Source organism: Oribacterium sp. oral taxon 078 str. F0263 (assembly GCF_000469565.1).
Taxonomy (GTDB): Bacteria; Bacillota; Clostridia; order Lachnospirales; family Lachnospiraceae; genus Oribacterium.
Genome location: NZ_KI273128.1, coordinates 14684 through 29886 on the forward strand (window position 1 = coordinate 14684; position 15203 = coordinate 29886).

Below are 15203 nucleotides of genomic sequence, written 5' to 3' on the forward strand. Positions count from 1 at the left end.
AGAGGCAAGAGGCAAAAAGCCATGCCTCACTCCTTCGCAGTCGAAAATTCGGAAGAAGCATTCCTCCGGCGCAGTTTTCGGCTCCCTTCTTTTTCTTTCGATTCCGGAAGGCTTTTTGGAAGGGATTGCCAAATGGCCTCAAATTTTTCTGTCGTTAACGCGGATAGGCAAAGATGCCTTTTTTCTCTATACTTTTATCGAGAGGTCCGCTTCTTCTGCCGGCCCCCTGATTCGGCCATACCGCTTCTATTGGTCTTTCATTGGCCTTCTATGGTTTTTTTCTCTTCCCCGCCGGGGATTTCTCCTTTCCCGCTTTCCAAGCGCGGATTTTCGTAAAATTCATTTCTTTTTTTCCTTCGGAGGTCTTCCATGGACAGAATTCTTGCGCTCTATGGGAAGGACCGCCTCTATATGGAGCGTCTTTTCCTCTATTTCTCCCACTGCGATTCCCCCTTTCGTCTCCAGCAGTTTCAAAGTGTCGAGGCCATCGAGGATTTCTCCGAGAAGAGGGAAATCCATGTCCTTCTCTCGACAGAGAGGCTTCTTCTGCCCGGGGTGAAGCATCCGGTCTATCTCTCGGAAACGCCTCCGGAGAAGGACTCCTCCGGGCCGCACGAGATCTATCGCTACCGCTCCGGCTCTGAAATACTCCGGGAGCTCTGCCGGCTCTACGGAGAGGAGCGTCGAGCCCCCATAGAAAAAGACGGGAGAGCGAAGCTCTATACGGTCTTTAGTCCGATCGGGCGTTCCGGGAAGACCAGTCTTTCGCTGAGCCTCGCAAAGACGCTCTCCGCTTCCATGCATACGCTTCTTCTGAGCTTTGAGGAAACAGCGGCTCCCGCCTCCTTCTATCGCGGAAAAGAGGGGAGCCTCACAGAGGCTCTCTATTACTTTAAAGAGGGGAAGCTGAACGCGCTCAGGCTTAACTCTCTCTGCTATCCTCTGGAGCACGCGGGCTTCTCTGTCCTTCCTCCGGTCCGAAATCCGGAGGATCTTTCGGCTCTTTCCGCTTCGGAGCTCGCCGATTTCACGGAGCTTCTGCTTTCCTCCTCCGGCTTTGATGCGGTCGTTCTCGACACAGACCCTCTGGTCTCCCGCATCGCCCCCATCTTTCCTCTCTCCGAACGGGTCCTGATCCCGGTCCGAGAGGATGCGTGCAGCAGAAGAAAGCTCTCGCAGTTCATTCATTATCTGGAATACTCCTCCCTCCTGGGCCGCCCGGAGCGCTTTGTGAAGCTCCTTCTCCCCCTCACGGAGGGAGAGGACCCGGCGTCCATCGCTGCTCTCCCGGAGAGCCTGCTCTCGGATTTTACCCTCTCCTTCGCAAAGCGCTGCCTGCTCTCCCCTGAGGAGGAGCTCCTGTTTCAGGAGGCGGAGGAAGAGGAGACAGAGGAAGATGAAGCTTCGGAGAGAGAGGACGGGGAGGACTCCCTCCCTCTTTCAGAGAAGCTTTCCGAGAGCCCGGAGGAGGTCTCGGAGATCGACCTCTGCCGGGGACTTTAAAAGGATTTTCGCGCTTCCCCCGCTCTCCACAGGGGAGAAGCAGCTGGAAGGAGAAAGAGATCCTTCGGATAAGAAGCGGACACGGGTAAAAGCCCGGAAGACAGCGAAAAGACCAACGGAAAATTAACGGAGAGATCCGAAAGGAGTCCCTTATGGAGTCACTGGAAGCGCTACGCCTGGAGCTTAAGTCTGAGCTTCTCTCTCTTCTCTCCAAAAGCTCCTTTACGGACAGAGAGCTTTTGGATCAGATTGACGGCGCCCTCCTTCCTCTGGAGGAGCTTAAGCTAAGGGATAAGCTTTGGCTTCGGAACAGGCTTTTTAACAGTCTCCGAAAGCTGGATATCCTCTCGGAGCCCCTGGAGGATCCCTCCGTCACAGAGATCATGATCAACGGCTATCGGGAGATTTTCATCGAGCGAAACGGAGAATACGAGCGCTGGGATCAGTGCTTCGAGAGCCCGGAGCAGCTGGAGGAACTCATCCAGCAGATCGTATCCCGCATTGACAGAAGCGTGAACACACTTCATCCCATCGCGGATGCCAGACTTCCGGACGGCTCCAGGGTGCATATCGTGCTTCCTCCGATCTCTCTCCGGGGGGCGATCGTCAATATCCGAAAATTCCCGGAGCCGATCACGATGGAGAAGCTGATCCGCTTTCGCTCCATCACGGAGGAGGCCGCGGATTTTTTAAAGCAGCTCGTCATCAGCGCCTACAGCATCTTTATCTCCGGAGGCACCAGCAGCGGGAAAACCACCTTCCTGAATGCACTCTCCCAGTTCATCCCGGAGAGGGAGAGAGTGATCACGATCGAGGACTCCGCGGAGCTTCAGCTCAAGCACATTCCCAATCTCGTGAGTCTGGAGACCCGAAATAAAAATTCCGAGGGTGAGGGAGAGGTCACGATCGCAGAGCTCATCCGCTCAAGTCTTCGCATGAGTCCCAACCGGATCATCGTCGGGGAGGTGCGCGGCGCGGAATGTCTCGATATGCTGAATGCGATGAATACCGGGCACGATGGCAGTCTCTCCACGGGGCATGGAAACTCCGGCCGCGATATGCTGAGGCGCATGGAGACTATGGTGCTGCAGGGAGCGGAGCTTCCGCTTCCCGCAATCCGAAACATGATCGCCTCCGCAATACAGATCCTTGTGCATCTCGGACGGGGCGGAGATCAAAAGCGGCGCGTCCTCGAGATCTCGGAAATACTGGGGGTTGAGAATGGAGAAATCAAGACGAAAAAGCTTTTCGAGTATGACGGAAAGACTCTCCGAAGGATTGCGGAGCTTACGGATCAGAAAAGACTCCGGGAACGACTATCGGCGCTATGAGCTCAGTCTTCCGGACTATCTCAGGCAGCTCTTCCGCGCTCTTCTCTTCTCCGGACTCCTGGCCTATTGCTTTTATCAAAGTCTCCTCTTCTTCTTTCTCAGTATCCCCCTGGCACTTCTCTACCCCTTCTATCTCAGAGCTTCTCTCAGAAAGCAAAGGCAGCGAAAGCTCCTCCTGGAATTTCGGGAGGCTCTCTCTGTGCTGAGCTCCTTACTTGGCGCAGGCTATTCCCTGGAAAATGCCTTCCGCCTCTCCGGACGGGAGCTCAACTCTCTTCTCGGAGAAAATGCGATGATTTCCCGGGAATTTCAAAAAATTTCGGAGGGACTTAAGCAAAAGCTCCCGATCGAGGATCTGCTTTTCGATTTCTCCACCCGTTCCGGCCTGGATGAGATCCGGAATTTTTCCGAGCTTTTCTCCGTGGCCAGAAAGTCCGGAGGAGAACTCGAGACGATCATCCGCCGTTCCAGTGAGCTCATCCACGATAAGATCGGAATCTCGGAGGAAATCCTGACGCTGAGTGCCGCAAGAAGATATGAGCAGAGGATCATGAATCTGATCCCCTTCCTGCTCCTCCTCTATATGAAGCTGAGCAGTCCCGATTTCCTCCGCATCCTCTATGAGACGGCGGCGGGAAGAATCCTGATGAGTTTCTGCCTTTTTCTCTATCTCCTCGCCGTCCGCCTCTCCGAACGCATCCTGGATATCGAGGTCTGAAGCTCCATGATCCGCAGCTTGCCCTCCGCTCTCCGCCTGGATGGAAGCGGAGAGGCCGACAGCTTTTGAGCGAGGCCAACTATGAATCTCCTTTCAAAAATCCCCCTTTCTTCGCTTCCGCGCCGTCTCCTTGCGCATACGCCCCGGAGAGTACTGAAGCTCCAGGCCGCGGTACTCCTTCTCTCCCTCTTTCTCTCTCTCCTTCTCTTTCTGTCCGATGGGCTTCAGTCCTCCATCCTGCCCGGCGGCTTCCTTTCGAGGGGGAAGCACGGATCGGGAGGGGAAGACTTCTCTCTGGAGGTGCTTGGCCTTTCCGGGAAAGCTCCCATCCCTGTCAAGGTCCATGTCTCTGCCTCCCGCTATACAAAGGAAGAGGCGGAACAGGTTTTCGCGGGAATCCTCTCTGAGATAGAGGGACAGCTCACAAAGACGACGGAAAGCCTCGACGCGGTAAAGACGGATCTCTTCCTCCCCCGGAGCTTTCCAAAGCTCGGTGTAAAGGCAAACTGGAACTTTGTCCCCGTCTTAAATAGCCAGGAGAAAGAAAACGGGTATGAGGAAGGAGAAGGGGAGCATGAGAGCCCCGGCAGAAGGAGTGCCGAAAAGCGGCTGGCGGAGCTTGAATATATCCGAAAGTACCGGGATCTCATAAGCTCCGACGGCCGGGTCCACAATGAGATCCTCTCGGAAGGAGAGGAGGTGCACGGCTATCTGGAGCTTCGGATGAGTGCGGAAATCGCCGGAGAATCGGGGCAAAATTCCGCTGCTCCTCTTCGCTGGCACTCCGAGCCCTCAAGGTTCTATGTCTGCATCCTTCCTCGGGAGAGAAGCGAGCTGGAAAAGCTGGAAAAGGCTCTGAGCGATCGGCTTTTGGAAGAGGATCGCTCCAGCCTCACAAAAGGCCGCTTCCGCCTCCCGGACTCCATCGAGGGACACAAGCTTCATTTTCGGGAGAAAAGGGATCAAAGCTATCTGCTCCTCCCCCTCCTCGGCCTTTTTTCCGCTGTGCTTCTCTATCTCAGAGAAAGCCTCCGCCTTAGAGAAAGGGCAAAAAAACGGGAGCTCTCCCTTCTTCTCGACTACTCTGACCTGGTCTCCAAGCTTCTTCTCTATCTCGGGGCGGGACTCTCTCTGCGAAACGCCTTTGAAAAAATCAGTGAGCACTACGAGGCGCTCCCCCGGGAAGACCCCGGAGAAGAGAGAGCCCTCCCGGGAGAGCTCCGCACCATGCTTTTACAGCTTAAGAGCAATGTATCCGAGTCCGAGGCCTATCGGAGCTTTGCCCGGAGAATCTCTCTGAATCCCTATGCGAGGCTAATCGCTCTCATCGAGCAGAAGAGGCGAAACGGAAGCCGGAATCTCCGGGAGGCTCTGAAGCTGGAGATGGAGGATGCCTTTGAGTGCCGGAAAAATACCGCAAAAAGGCTCGGCGAGGAGGCCTCCACCAAGCTCCTCCTCCCCCTCCTGCTTCAGCTTGGAATCATTCTCCTTTTAATTCTGTTTCCGGCGATGAGCGCGCTCTCCGGGCTCTGATCTCCCCGAGGGAAAAGAGCTGAAATCATCCCCTTGATATCCTGGCACTCTGACTGGCACTCTGAAAGGAGGAAACTTATGAAGCTCTGTAAAGAATATCTCCTGAAAAACGGAATTCTGCTTCTCCGCGCTCTCTCCCATAGACTGGGGGCATTCCGGGACAAAGAATCGGGCTTTGGGACGATTGAGCTTGTGCTGATCCTGGTCGTCCTGATCGCCCTCGTCATCATTTTCAGAGACCGGGTCCGCTCCCTCCTCATCACGATCATGGATCAGATCCAGGGCTCCGCCGGCTCCGTCTGGGAGTAGAAGGGAGTATCCATGCGGATAAAGACAGAAAAAAGGGGGACTTGGGAGAGCGCTTCCATCACCGTCTTTCTCTCGATCTGCTTTGTCCTCACAGCGGCTCTCCTTCTGACAGTGACGGAGGCCTCCCGCACTGCCGCGGAGCGCCTGTATCTGCAGCTCGCTCTGGACAGTGCGATGGAATCTCTCTTTTCCCAGTACCATAGACCTCTTTGGGAAAACTATCGCCTTCTGGGACTCGAGTATCGGGACAAAGAGAGTCTGAAGGAGGAGCTATCGGACTTTCTCCGCCCTTATATGGAGTCGGAGAATCTCTTCCCTTTGGAGCTCTCCGAGGAGAAGCTCCGCCTTTCGGAAGAGCTTCTCCTCACAGAGGGAATCTCCTTTGAGGAAGAGGTCCTGGAATATATGAAAAGCTCCCTCCCCGGATCTCCCTTTTCTTATCTTGGAGAAAGCGTCGAAGAAGAGGAGGTCCTGGAATCACTGGAGGAGTTCTCACGCCTCATAGAGGAGAGCATCCATCTCTCTCCGCTTCAGAGGGAGTATCAGCTCTGCGGCAGCGACTTCTTCGCACTGGAGACCGCATTCTCTGATTTCTCCCGCCTCTGTGAAAACGCGGAGAAAAGGAAAAAGGCCGCGGACTCCGAACTGGACTCCGGCTATCTTCAGGGCTTTCTCTGGGAGGCCGCAGAGCTTCAGGACCTTCTCTCCGAACTCCCCGATGCAGCCGGACTCTGCCGGGAAAAGGCGGAGCTCCTTTCAGAAGCTCTCCAAAAGACAGAGGCAGATTTTGAAGCCGGGATGGCGGAACTTTCGGAAGAGGGGCAGGCGATCCTCCAAGAGGAGCTCCGCGCCTATGGGGGCTATCTGGAAGAAAGCGGGAGGATCCTCAGCGAAATAGAACGGCTCTCCGAGCTCTCCGCCTCTCTCTCGGAAAGCGTGCAGGAGATCATGGAGGAGGCAGAAAGCTTTCTAAATGAGCTGGAGGAAGAGGAAGAGGGAGAACATGAGGCGGAGGAAGCAAAGGAGCGTCGGATCTCCGCCTTCTGCCGGGAGAAGCTCAGGGAATGGCGCGCGCTTTCGGAACTTTCCTTCCGGGAGGGCGGGAGTCGCATCCGAGCGGAAAACATGAAAAGGCTCGAGAAGATTCCGTCTCTTCCGGAGGAGAGACTTCTTTTCCTCTCGCTCCCGGAGGGAGAGCTTCTTCCGGGGGAAGAAAAGCTTTATCCTAAGGACCCTCCCTTTCGGGCCGCTTCCTCTGATTCTCCCTGGGAGCTCCCTCTTCTCGGGGAATACTCCCTTTGCTATTTTCACTTCTGGCAAAGCGAGGCCTCGGATCAGCGCCCTCCGAGCGGAAGCCGGGAATGTGAGATCGAGTATCTTCTCAGCGGCGCTCCGGACAGTAAAAGCGCTCTCTCCGAGAGCTTAAAAAAGCTCCTCGCGCTGCGGGAGAGCAGAAATCTTTTCTTTCTCTTTCAGAGCAGCAAAAAAAGAGAGGAGGCAAGAGACTTCGCAAGATCCTCTCTCTGCCTCGGTGAAGGCGGGGAAAATCCCGCCCTCCTCTCTCTTCTTACGATCCAGGTTCTCTCCCTCTGGGCTCTCGCACAGGCATTTTCTGATCTTCAAACACTCCTCCTGGGCGGAAGAGCGGCTCTCCTTCCCTCGGAGGAGAGCTGGGGATCTTCCCCGGAGATCCTGCTCCGGGCCGGAAGCAGGGAAAGGAATCCGAATCCCCGCGAAGAGGCATCCGCCCCCTCCTACCGGGATTATCTCAGGGCCCTTCTCTTTCACGCCGGTCTTCGCGATCAATCCGGCATCAATACACGGATGCTGCTTTGCATCGAAAGGAATCTTCGGAGCGGAGTCTCTGAATCCGAAGAGGATTTCTGCATCACGGACTGCCTCTATGCCCTGCAGCTTGATGCGGACAGCCGGTCCCGGCATTTCTTCCTCGACCTAAGCCCCGTCCGGGCCGTGAGCGGGAGGGAGACGGAAACTCTGTTTCGTCCGCAGGCGAGGAGCTACTATAAATATAAAAACGACAGTCAGTAGCGATCCCCGCCAAAAGGCAGGGAAAACGCGGAAGCTATAAGAAAAGGCAGAGAAGAAAGGAGTGAAAGAAAGTGAAAACAATCCGGTCCTTCCTCCCTCCGGATCCGACGGACTCCGGGATATTAAAGTCAGAAAACGCCTCTCTCACCATGGAGGCCGCGCTTTCCATGACGCTCTTTCTCCTCTGCGGCTTTCTCCTCATGACACCTCTTCTGATCCTCTCCCGAAATCTGCGGGGCTCGGTTCTCATGGAGGAAAAGCTGCGAAAGCTCTCCATCCTGAAATACGGGGAGCGCTTCCCGTCACTCCTTCGCCCGGACTCCCTCTCCCCCCTCCTTCTGGATCTTCCGGAGGATGAAGAGCTCCTCTCCTCCTTTTCCGACCGGGGAATGAAGCAGGCCGTCCTCCGCACAGAGAGCGAGGGGGATATGATCCGCTGCAGTCTCCGCTACGATGCCGCTCTCCCCTTCCCCTTTCTTCTTCAGCGTTCCATCCCCCAGGAGCTAATCGCAGGCCGCCGGGCCTTTGTCGGAGCGGATCCCGCGCGCTGGAAAAAGACAGCAGGAAACGAAGCTGAGGAAAGCCTCGTCTATATCAGCGTCCTCCGCCCCGACGTCTACCACCTCTCCCGGGACTGCAGCTACATCTCCAATGCCTTCCTCTCCTGCCCCGCAAGGCAGATCGACGGGCGTCCTGCCCGCTACGGCGGACGCTTCTCCCCCTGCAGGAGCTGCCGTCCATCCCCGGACAGCCCCCTGGTCTACTACACAGAGGCCGGAAGGCGCTATCACAGCAGTCCGGACTGCCCCGCCATGCAAAGCTATGTCAGCACAACCACTCTCGAACGGGCCATCGCCGCCGGGAGACACCCCTGCATCCGCTGCGGGAGATAAGGACCGAAAATGAAGCTCTCAAATCTCTCCCCCTCCTTCTGCTGTTTTCTCCTCTTTTTTTCCGTCTCCGCTCTCTCTGACCTTCTCAGAAAAAGGATTCCCCGATGGATCCTCTGGCTTTTTCTGCCGCCGGGGCTCATCTCCTTCCTGCTTCCCCTCCTCCCTCCGGAAAAGGGAGGAGCCCTCTCCCTCCTTCTTCTCCCGCTTTCCCTTCTGCCCGGATTTCTTCTCCTCCTTCTAAGCCATTTCAGCTGCTCCGCACTGGGAAGAGGAGACGCTGTCTTCTTCCTGATCTCCGCTCTCTACCTCCCTCTCCGAAGCCTTCTCTTTCTTCTCTTTTCCGCAGTATTTGTAAGCGGTCTGGTCGGGGCTTTTCTCCTGATCCGGCTCCGCTTTCAAAGAAGAAGCGCCCGCTCCCTGCGCTTTCCCTTCCTTCCCTGTCTCCTTCCCGGTCTCCTTCTCCTCACCGCGATATCCCTCTTCCCCTCCGCTTTTTGAGAAAGGAATTCCATGTACACCATCGAAGCGAGCTATCTCACCGCGCTCACCTTCCTGATCATCCTCTCCCTGATCGGCGGAGCGCTCCGAATTCACCGTAAAATCTATCACTTTTCGAAGAAGAAATGGAGAACAGAGTATCGAAGCCATGAGATGGGAGGAGAAAAGGAGCTTTTCCGCCCGGAGCGCTTCCTCCGGGAGCATACATTGCGAGAGCGCAAAGAAAGCGAGGTTTTTGATGAACAAGAAGATCCCTGAGCTTAAGACCCGCACAGAGAAAAGTCCCTCCGGCAGCCGTCTTTTGATCGAGGGAGGCTCCTTCCGGGAGGATAACTACGAAAATAAGGTCCTTCAGAACAGCAGAATCCCGGGATCACTCCCCTTCCGCCCTCTGCTCCGGGATGAAGAGATCCTCTTCTCCTACGATATCAGCTCCCTGGAAAGTCTGGACAGCCGCTGCCGAGAAAAAAAGCTGGATTATCGGGAGCTGTCTGTCCTCATGGAGAGCCTGAACGGACTCCTTCTCTCCCTGGAGGAATATCTGCTCCCGGAAAAGCTGATCCTCTTGGATCCCTCCCTGATCTATTACCATCCGGAGGAAAAGCGATATCTTTTCCCGCTGCTTCCGGAGAGGGAAAATCACTTCCCCCTCTCCCTCCGCGCCCTTCTCCGCCGGGTACTGGAGGAGATCGACTATCGCTCTGAGCGGAGCATCATCCTCGCCTATTCTCTCTTTCGCGAAAGCTGCAGGGAGGATTTTCGAATGGAGGAGCTCATGCGTATCGTTCGAAAGAACGGGAAGAAGGCAAGGGAAGAGAGACAGAAAGCGGAAGGCGGAGAGAGGGAGAAAAGGAAGGGGAAAGAGAAGGCAGAAGACTCCGATCTTCGGGCATCTCTCGAAAAGATTGCTGAAGAGGGGATCGAAACCGCCCGGCGGGAAGCTCCGGAGGAGGACAAGCTCATCCTGAAAAATGGAATACTCCGCCTCCGGGAGGAACGAGAGAGAGAAGAAGAGGAAAGCCCTCTCCTTCTCCCGGCGGAAAGCGGCTCTCTTATGATAAAAGAGACAGAGCTGACTGAGATCGCAGAGGCTGAAAAAAAGAGACAGAAGCTTCGAAAAAAGCAGGTCTTCTGTCTCTTCCTCATGCTGCTTTTGCCGCTTTGCTTCTATCTCTTCCGGGGGCTCTCCTTCCTTCTCAGGATGCTCCCTCTCATCTTCCTCCTGGAATGCGCTCTCCTCTGCCTTCTTCTCTTCGACCTTCTTCTCGCAAAGCTTCCGGAGGAGAAAAGCAGGGAGGAGAGGAGCTTCCGTCCCGTCTCCTCTCAATCCCCAGAATATCCCGTATGACCTCTCCGCCGAGAATCATCCCCGCGACGGATGGGACAAAGGAGACAGAGCCGGGGAGCACTGCCGCATCCTCTCCCTCCTCCCTCTCCGGATCCACCGGCTTCTCCCTGGAATAAACCACCTTCAGGGAGGAGATCCCCCGCTTCCGAAGCTCCCGCCGCATCACCCTTGCGAGCGGGCAGACACTGGTCTCATAGATGTCCGCTACGGAAAAGGCCGTCGGATCCAGCTTATTGCCGGCGCCCATCGCACTGATAATCGAAACCCCCGCCCTTTTCGCCTCTTCGACGAGGGCGAGCTTCGCGCTCACCGTGTCCACGGCATCCACGATATAATCATAGTCCGAGAAGCGAAAGACCTTCTCTCCCTCTCCCGGAAGATAGAAGAGCTTATGGACCTTTAGCTCACAGTCCGGATTGATATCCCGGACCCGCTCCGCCATGAGCTCCGCCTTCGCCCTTCCTATGGTGCTGTGCAAAGCGATCAGCTGCCGGTTCAGATTGCTGAGGCAGACCACGTCACTGTCCACGAGCTCCAGCCTGCCGATCCCGCCCCTTGCGAGAGCCTCCGCCGCGAAGCCTCCGACTCCTCCGATCCCGAACACAATGACCTTCGCCCTTCGGAGACGCTCCACCGCCTCGTCCCCGAGCAGGAGCCTCGTCCTCGAAAACTGATCCGACATCGCTCCTCCGCCTCACTTCAATTCCGCCACGTAGATCTTTCCCGTATATGGCTGCATATAGCTTCTAAGGCAGCCATTGCTCCCATAGCGCTTCGTTTCCCCCGCATTATAGTGAGCCTGGTCGGTCTTCAGAACCCTTCGGATCAGCATGGTATCGGTCAGCCCGGTCCTCCAGATCGGGATCTGGAGCGCATATTCCTCCGGACCCGAATTGATCGCGACGATCACAACCTGGTCTCCCAGAAGTCTCGCATAGACGATGTGCTCCTTTCCCGCCATAAGCGGCATCAGGGAGCCGCCCGAGAGCGCCTTATAATAGCGGTGCGTCCTGCTCAGGTACTGATGGTACTCCAAAAGCTCCAGATCCTCCTTCCCCCAGGGAAACGGTCTCCGGCTGTCCGGCTCTGTCCAGCCGCACATCCCGACCTCATCTCCGTAGTAAAGAGTCGGCGCGCCGGGCCAGCTCATCTGTATCATCGCACCGAGGCGATAAATTTCCGGCCGTATGCCCTCGTCCGCGCTCCCCGGCTTCGATATCCCGATCCTCCCCGCCCGCTGATTCGTCCTCGTCATGAAGCGGGAATGGTCGTGATTTGAGAGCTGATTCATCGCAGAGAGCACGGAATTCTCCGGAAGCCTCGCCATATTATAGCTCATCGTGAGGAAAAAGCTCTCCCCGTCCCCCCGAAGCTCGGGGTTTACCGTGTCGGAGTGCTTCTCCACCCCCGTCAAAAACCAGCTGACCGGCTCCATAAAGGCGTCATAATTCATCACGGTGTCCCATTCCCCGCCGTTCAGCCAGTTCTGGGGATCCCCGTAATGCTCTGCCAGAATCACCGCCTCGGGATTGGCCTCCTTCACAACGCTTCGGAATTTCTGCCAGAAACGATGATTATAGTCCTCGGAATGCCCTAGATCCGCCGCGACATCCAGTCTCCAGCCATCACAGGAGAAGGGGGGACTGACCCAGCGCTTTGCGATCTCTAAGATCCTGTTCTCCAGCGCCTCCGAATCCTCATAATTTAACTTCGGGAGCGTGTCATTTCCCCACCACTTCTCATAGCTTTCATTATTCGGCCAGGCCTCCGGGCGATCGTCCGCGAAGGAAAAATAGCTGTGGTAGGGACTCTCCTTCGATTCGAAGGCGCCGTGCTCATAACGGCCGCTCTCCTCAGAGCCCGCCTTTGTCGAGTAAAAGCCGCTCCGATTCATCCACTTGCTGAAGGAGCCGCAATGATTAAAGACGCCGTCAATGATGACGCGGATCCCCCTCTCATGGCAGGCCGCGACAAAGGAGGCAAAGTACTCATCCGACGCCCGGAGATTCTCGGGATCCGTCGTCCGGATCCGATACTTTTCCGCAAGGTGATTGTCGAGCTCTCCCTCCGGGAGCTCTGATCCGCCGTCCCTCACAATGCAGGCGATGTGCGGATCGATATGCTCATAGTCCTGCGTGTCATACTTATGATTCGAGGGAGAGACGAAGAGGGGGTTAAAATAGATCGCCCGGATCCCAAGAGCGCTGAGATAATCCAGCTTTTCTAAAACTCCCTGCAGATCTCCCCCGTAGAAACGATAGACGTCGAGCTTCTCGATCGGGCTCTCCCAGCTCTTCGCCGCATGCGCGGGATGTCCGAGATAACTGTATTCCCGTTCCACCACATCGTTCTTCGGATCTCCATTTCGAAAGCGGTCGATGAAGATCTGGTACATGAGCGCGCCCTTCAGCCAGTCCGGGATATGAAAGTCGGGGATCAGGCGAAAGGCATAGCGGGGATCCCGGTCCTCCGTGACGCCGAGGCGATTATAGAGGAGGCACTCCTCCCCCTTCTCGATGAGAAAGACATAGCGGCGCTCCTCCTCCCCCATCACGACCTCGGTCTCATAGTAGTCAAAATAGTGATCGCTCACATGGGCCTCCATGGCGATCTTCGTTCCTTCCTCCGGAAAGGAAAGGTATACTCCGTCCACATCCTGCCGCCGCACCCGGAAACGAAGCCGCACGCGGTCTCCGGGCTTCGGTTCATCGGGAGAACGATAGAAATCGATCCCTGCGGTGTAAAGCGCTTCCCTGTCGATAGGACTGTGATCCATGGCCTCTCCTCTCACGAATTTTCGGAGTCCTGGAACTCCACAACGCCGATATACGGCAGGTTCCGATAGCGCTGGTCATAGTCCAGCCCATATCCGACGACAAAGCGATCCGGGATCTTAAAGCAGGAATAACGAACCGGGACATCCTGCAGCCGGCGGGAGGGCTTGTCGAGCAGCGTGCAGATCTCCAGGGAGCGGGGTCCCCTCTCAAGGAGAAGCTTCCTCAGGTGATTCAGCGTGGATCCCGTATCAATGATATCCTCCACGATCAATACCTCTCTCCCCATAAGAGGCTCATCCAGATCCTTCACGATCCGCACAATCCCCGAGCTCTCCGTCCCGCTGCCATAGCTGGAAACCGACATGAAATCCATCGTGAGCCCTTCATTCTGAATTCGCTTTGCGAGCTCGCAGAGAAAGACCGCTCCCCCCTTTAAGATGCAGATCAGGTGAAGGGGTCTTCCCTTATAGTCACAAGAGATCTGAGCCGCCAGCTCCCGGATCCTTCTTTCGATGCTTTCCTCCGATATCAATTCCTTGATCCGCTCTCTCATCGCTTTTTTCTCCCTTTCATACTCAGAACCTCCGAATGCCGGAGAAGCCGAAGCTCCTTTCCCCGGATATCCGCCGTGATTTTCTCCGGAAGATCCAGATGCGCCCCGTTCCCGCTGAAAAGAAGGCGGTCCAGTGCGTCAAAATGCACCGCCCCCCAGTCCTTTCTCCCGGGAGAAAGGCGCTCCGACATAAGAAGAAGCAGTGTCCTCCGGAGGATAGGCCGGAGCGGGCGGAGGGAAAGGACAGAGATCCGAAGTCCCCAAAGCTCTCCGCCTTCAAGGAGCTCTTCCCCCTCTTTTCCGAAAATCTCCTCTGCCCTCTCCAAAAGAAGGTCCTCGGCCTCTCCGATGAGCTCCGCCGTCCGGAGTATATGAGGAAGCGCTCCGGCATTCAGCCTCTCCGCCTCCGGGAGGATCCGCTCCCGGATCCGGTTCCTGGCATAGGATAGATCCCGGTTCGTGGAATCCTCCCGGTGCGCGATGCCTCTCTCCGAAAGCTCCGATAGGATTTCCTCCTTCAGGATCGGGAGCAGGGGGCGGATGATGCCGTCCTTCTCCGCCTCCATGCCCCGGAGACCCCGGAGACCGCTCCCCCGGAAAAGATGATAGAGCACGGTCTCCGCCTGGTCATTTCCATGCTGCGCTACAGCGATCTTTCCCCTGCCGCCCGCTCTCTCGGGAGCCTTATCCATGATCTCACTGAGGCAGTCCCGGAGACTTCGGTAGCGAAGCAGCCTCGCCCCCTCCTCGAGCCCCAGGTGATGCTTCCGGGAAAACTCCGGGACATTGACGAAAATCCCGTGAAAGGGGACCTTAAAGCGCTCTGCGATCTCCCGGCTGAATTCCAGATCCCGCTCCGCCTCCTTCCCCCGGATCCCGTGCTGCACATGGGCGGCATGGAGAGAGAAGGAAAGCTCCCCCCGCAGCTTTTCCAGGAGAAGGAGAAGATAGACGGAGTCCGCACCGCCGGAGAGAGCGAGCAAAATCGTGTCTCCCGCTCCGATCAGTCTCCTCTCCCGGATAAAGCGCTCTACCTTCTCCCCTGTTTTCATCCGCTGTCCTTCACCGCATGGCCCGGATCTTCGCATAGAGCAGAGAAAGAGGAAGGTTAGATTCGCCTTCCTCTTTCTGTCCCGTCTATGCTTTTCTCAATTCTCAGGCTTGACGATAATTTCATCCGGCATCTTCAGGCCGAAGATCTCTCTCGCCTTCTCGATGATATATTCCCGGGTTTTCACATAATCCTTTTTTTTACTCAGCTCTGCGGCGCGAAGCTCCTCTTCCTTCAGTTCCGCATCGAGACTCTCTTCCAGCTGCTGATAATCCCTGCATTTTTCCCGGAGACTGGAGCTTCGGTAAGAGACGATCAGCGCCAGAGAAGCAACAACCGCAAGGATCCCGATCATAGCGATCCGACTCGCAGGTCTCTCTTCTCTTTTCGCAGACTTTCTCATAGATAGCGAAACAGCTCCGACGCCTCCTCCTTCCGAATACTATCCGCCACCGATAAAACCTCCGCGCGCACGGATTTTTCTCCGAAACGGATCTCCAGGATATCCCCGGCCTTGACCTCGTAGGATGCTCTCTGGGCTTTTCCATTTACGGAAACCCTTCCCGCATCACAGGCCTCGTTCGCCACAGTGCGGCGCTTGATAAGCCTCGATACCTTCAGGTATTTATCCAATCTCATG

At 56.1% G+C, this 15203-nt stretch carries 15 protein-coding genes and 1 pseudogene; 10 read left to right on the forward strand and 6 right to left on the reverse strand.

Going from position 1 to position 15203, the window contains the following annotated elements:
• Positions 1–369: 369 nt before the first annotated feature.
• The 10 genes and pseudogenes from HMPREF1986_RS09855 to HMPREF1986_RS13790 form a co-directional block, all read left to right on the forward strand.
• A complete protein-coding gene (locus HMPREF1986_RS09855; RefSeq protein WP_021774694.1) occupies positions 370–1503 on the forward strand; it encodes a hypothetical protein in 1134 nt (377 codons plus the stop codon).
• Positions 1504–1655: 152 nt separating this feature from the next.
• Positions 1656–2834, forward strand: coding sequence for a CpaF family protein (locus HMPREF1986_RS09860; protein WP_021774695.1), 1179 nt, complete (start codon positions 1656–1658; stop codon positions 2832–2834).
• Positions 2782–3552: a type II secretion system F family protein gene (locus HMPREF1986_RS09865; RefSeq protein WP_021774696.1), complete on the forward strand. Its 771-nt coding sequence runs from the start codon at positions 2782–2784 to the stop codon at positions 3550–3552. Before HMPREF1986_RS09860 ends, HMPREF1986_RS09865 begins: the two co-directional genes overlap by 53 nt.
• A gap of 81 nt (positions 3553–3633) precedes the next feature.
• Complete coding sequence (locus HMPREF1986_RS09870) at positions 3634–5085, forward strand: hypothetical protein (RefSeq protein ID WP_021774697.1); 1452 nt, start codon at positions 3634–3636, stop codon at positions 5083–5085.
• A 78-nt stretch (positions 5086–5163) separates the two neighbouring features.
• The gene (locus HMPREF1986_RS09875; protein ID WP_021774698.1) at positions 5164–5394 is read left to right on the forward strand and encodes a Flp1 family type IVb pilin; all 231 of its coding nucleotides are present in this window, start codon (positions 5164–5166) and stop codon (positions 5392–5394) included.
• Between the two features lie 12 nt (positions 5395–5406).
• The gene (locus HMPREF1986_RS09880; RefSeq protein WP_021774699.1) at positions 5407–7443 is read left to right on the forward strand and encodes a DUF5702 domain-containing protein; all 2037 of its coding nucleotides are present in this window, start codon (positions 5407–5409) and stop codon (positions 7441–7443) included.
• A 71-nt stretch (positions 7444–7514) separates the two neighbouring features.
• Positions 7515–8336 (forward strand): hypothetical protein, encoded by an 822-nt coding sequence (locus HMPREF1986_RS09885; RefSeq protein WP_155978804.1) that lies wholly within the window; start codon positions 7515–7517, stop codon positions 8334–8336.
• 9 nt (positions 8337–8345) lie between these two features.
• Positions 8346–8834 (forward strand): prepilin peptidase, encoded by a 489-nt coding sequence (locus tag HMPREF1986_RS09890; protein WP_021774702.1) that lies wholly within the window; start codon positions 8346–8348, stop codon positions 8832–8834.
• A 12-nt stretch (positions 8835–8846) separates the two neighbouring features.
• Positions 8847–9092 carry a hypothetical protein gene (locus HMPREF1986_RS09895; RefSeq protein ID WP_021774703.1) on the forward strand — a complete coding sequence of 82 codons (246 nt, stop codon included), beginning with the start codon at positions 8847–8849 and terminating at the stop codon, positions 9090–9092.
• Positions 9073–9582, forward strand: a pseudogene (locus HMPREF1986_RS13790) (DUF6382 domain-containing protein); the annotation flags it as partial. The gene HMPREF1986_RS09895 and the pseudogene HMPREF1986_RS13790, both read left to right, overlap by 20 nt.
• A 463-nt stretch (positions 9583–10045) precedes the next feature.
• On the opposite strand, the gene HMPREF1986_RS09900 reads toward HMPREF1986_RS13790, so the two are convergent.
• The 6 genes from HMPREF1986_RS09900 to HMPREF1986_RS09925 form a co-directional block, all read right to left on the reverse strand.
• A complete protein-coding gene (locus HMPREF1986_RS09900) occupies positions 10046–10864 on the reverse strand; it encodes a tRNA threonylcarbamoyladenosine dehydratase (protein WP_021774705.1) in 819 nt (272 codons plus the stop codon).
• 12 nt (positions 10865–10876) lie between these two features.
• The gene (locus tag HMPREF1986_RS09905; RefSeq protein WP_021774706.1) at positions 10877–12958 is read right to left on the reverse strand and encodes a glycoside hydrolase family 13 protein; all 2082 of its coding nucleotides are present in this window, start codon (positions 12956–12958) and stop codon (positions 10877–10879) included.
• A gap of 11 nt (positions 12959–12969) precedes the next feature.
• Entirely contained in the window at positions 12970–13512 is a 543-nt protein-coding gene (hpt, locus tag HMPREF1986_RS09910) for a hypoxanthine phosphoribosyltransferase (RefSeq protein ID WP_021774707.1), read from the reverse strand.
• Positions 13509–14564, reverse strand: coding sequence for a tRNA lysidine(34) synthetase TilS (gene tilS / locus HMPREF1986_RS09915; RefSeq protein ID WP_021774708.1), 1056 nt, complete (start codon positions 14562–14564; stop codon positions 13509–13511). Before tilS ends, hpt begins: the two co-directional genes overlap by 4 nt.
• 96 nt (positions 14565–14660) lie before the next feature.
• On the reverse strand, positions 14661–14966 hold the full coding sequence (locus tag HMPREF1986_RS09920; RefSeq protein WP_021774709.1) for a septum formation initiator family protein: 306 nt from the start codon (positions 14964–14966) through the stop codon (positions 14661–14663).
• The gene (locus HMPREF1986_RS09925) at positions 14963–15202 is read right to left on the reverse strand and encodes an RNA-binding S4 domain-containing protein (protein ID WP_009215833.1); all 240 of its coding nucleotides are present in this window, start codon (positions 15200–15202) and stop codon (positions 14963–14965) included. Before HMPREF1986_RS09925 ends, HMPREF1986_RS09920 begins: the two co-directional genes overlap by 4 nt.
• Position 15203 lies beyond the last annotated feature (1 nt).

Coding starts and splice junctions, on each gene's coding strand:
- HMPREF1986_RS09855 (WP_021774694.1), top strand. CDS start 370: ATGGACAGAATTCTTGCGCTCTATGGGAAGGACCGCCTCTATATGGAG.
- HMPREF1986_RS09860 (WP_021774695.1), top strand. CDS start 1,656: ATGGAGTCACTGGAAGCGCTACGCCTGGAGCTTAAGTCTGAGCTTCTC.
- HMPREF1986_RS09870 (WP_021774697.1), top strand. CDS start 3,634: ATGAATCTCCTTTCAAAAATCCCCCTTTCTTCGCTTCCGCGCCGTCTC.
- HMPREF1986_RS09875 (WP_021774698.1), top strand. CDS start 5,164: ATGAAGCTCTGTAAAGAATATCTCCTGAAAAACGGAATTCTGCTTCTC.
- HMPREF1986_RS09880 (WP_021774699.1), top strand. CDS start 5,407: ATGCGGATAAAGACAGAAAAAAGGGGGACTTGGGAGAGCGCTTCCATC.
- HMPREF1986_RS09890 (WP_021774702.1), top strand. CDS start 8,346: ATGAAGCTCTCAAATCTCTCCCCCTCCTTCTGCTGTTTTCTCCTCTTT.
- HMPREF1986_RS09895 (WP_021774703.1), top strand. CDS start 8,847: ATGTACACCATCGAAGCGAGCTATCTCACCGCGCTCACCTTCCTGATC.
- HMPREF1986_RS09900 (WP_021774705.1), bottom strand. CDS start 10,864: ATGTCGGATCAGTTTTCGAGGACGAGGCTCCTGCTCGGGGACGAGGCG.
- HMPREF1986_RS09905 (WP_021774706.1), bottom strand. CDS start 12,958: ATGGATCACAGTCCTATCGACAGGGAAGCGCTTTACACCGCAGGGATC.
- hpt (WP_021774707.1), bottom strand. CDS start 13,512: ATGAGAGAGCGGATCAAGGAATTGATATCGGAGGAAAGCATCGAAAGA.
- tilS (WP_021774708.1), bottom strand. CDS start 14,564: ATGAAAACAGGGGAGAAGGTAGAGCGCTTTATCCGGGAGAGGAGACTG.
- HMPREF1986_RS09920 (WP_021774709.1), bottom strand. CDS start 14,966: ATGAGAAAGTCTGCGAAAAGAGAAGAGAGACCTGCGAGTCGGATCGCT.
- HMPREF1986_RS09925 (WP_009215833.1), bottom strand. CDS start 15,202: ATGAGATTGGATAAATACCTGAAGGTATCGAGGCTTATCAAGCGCCGC.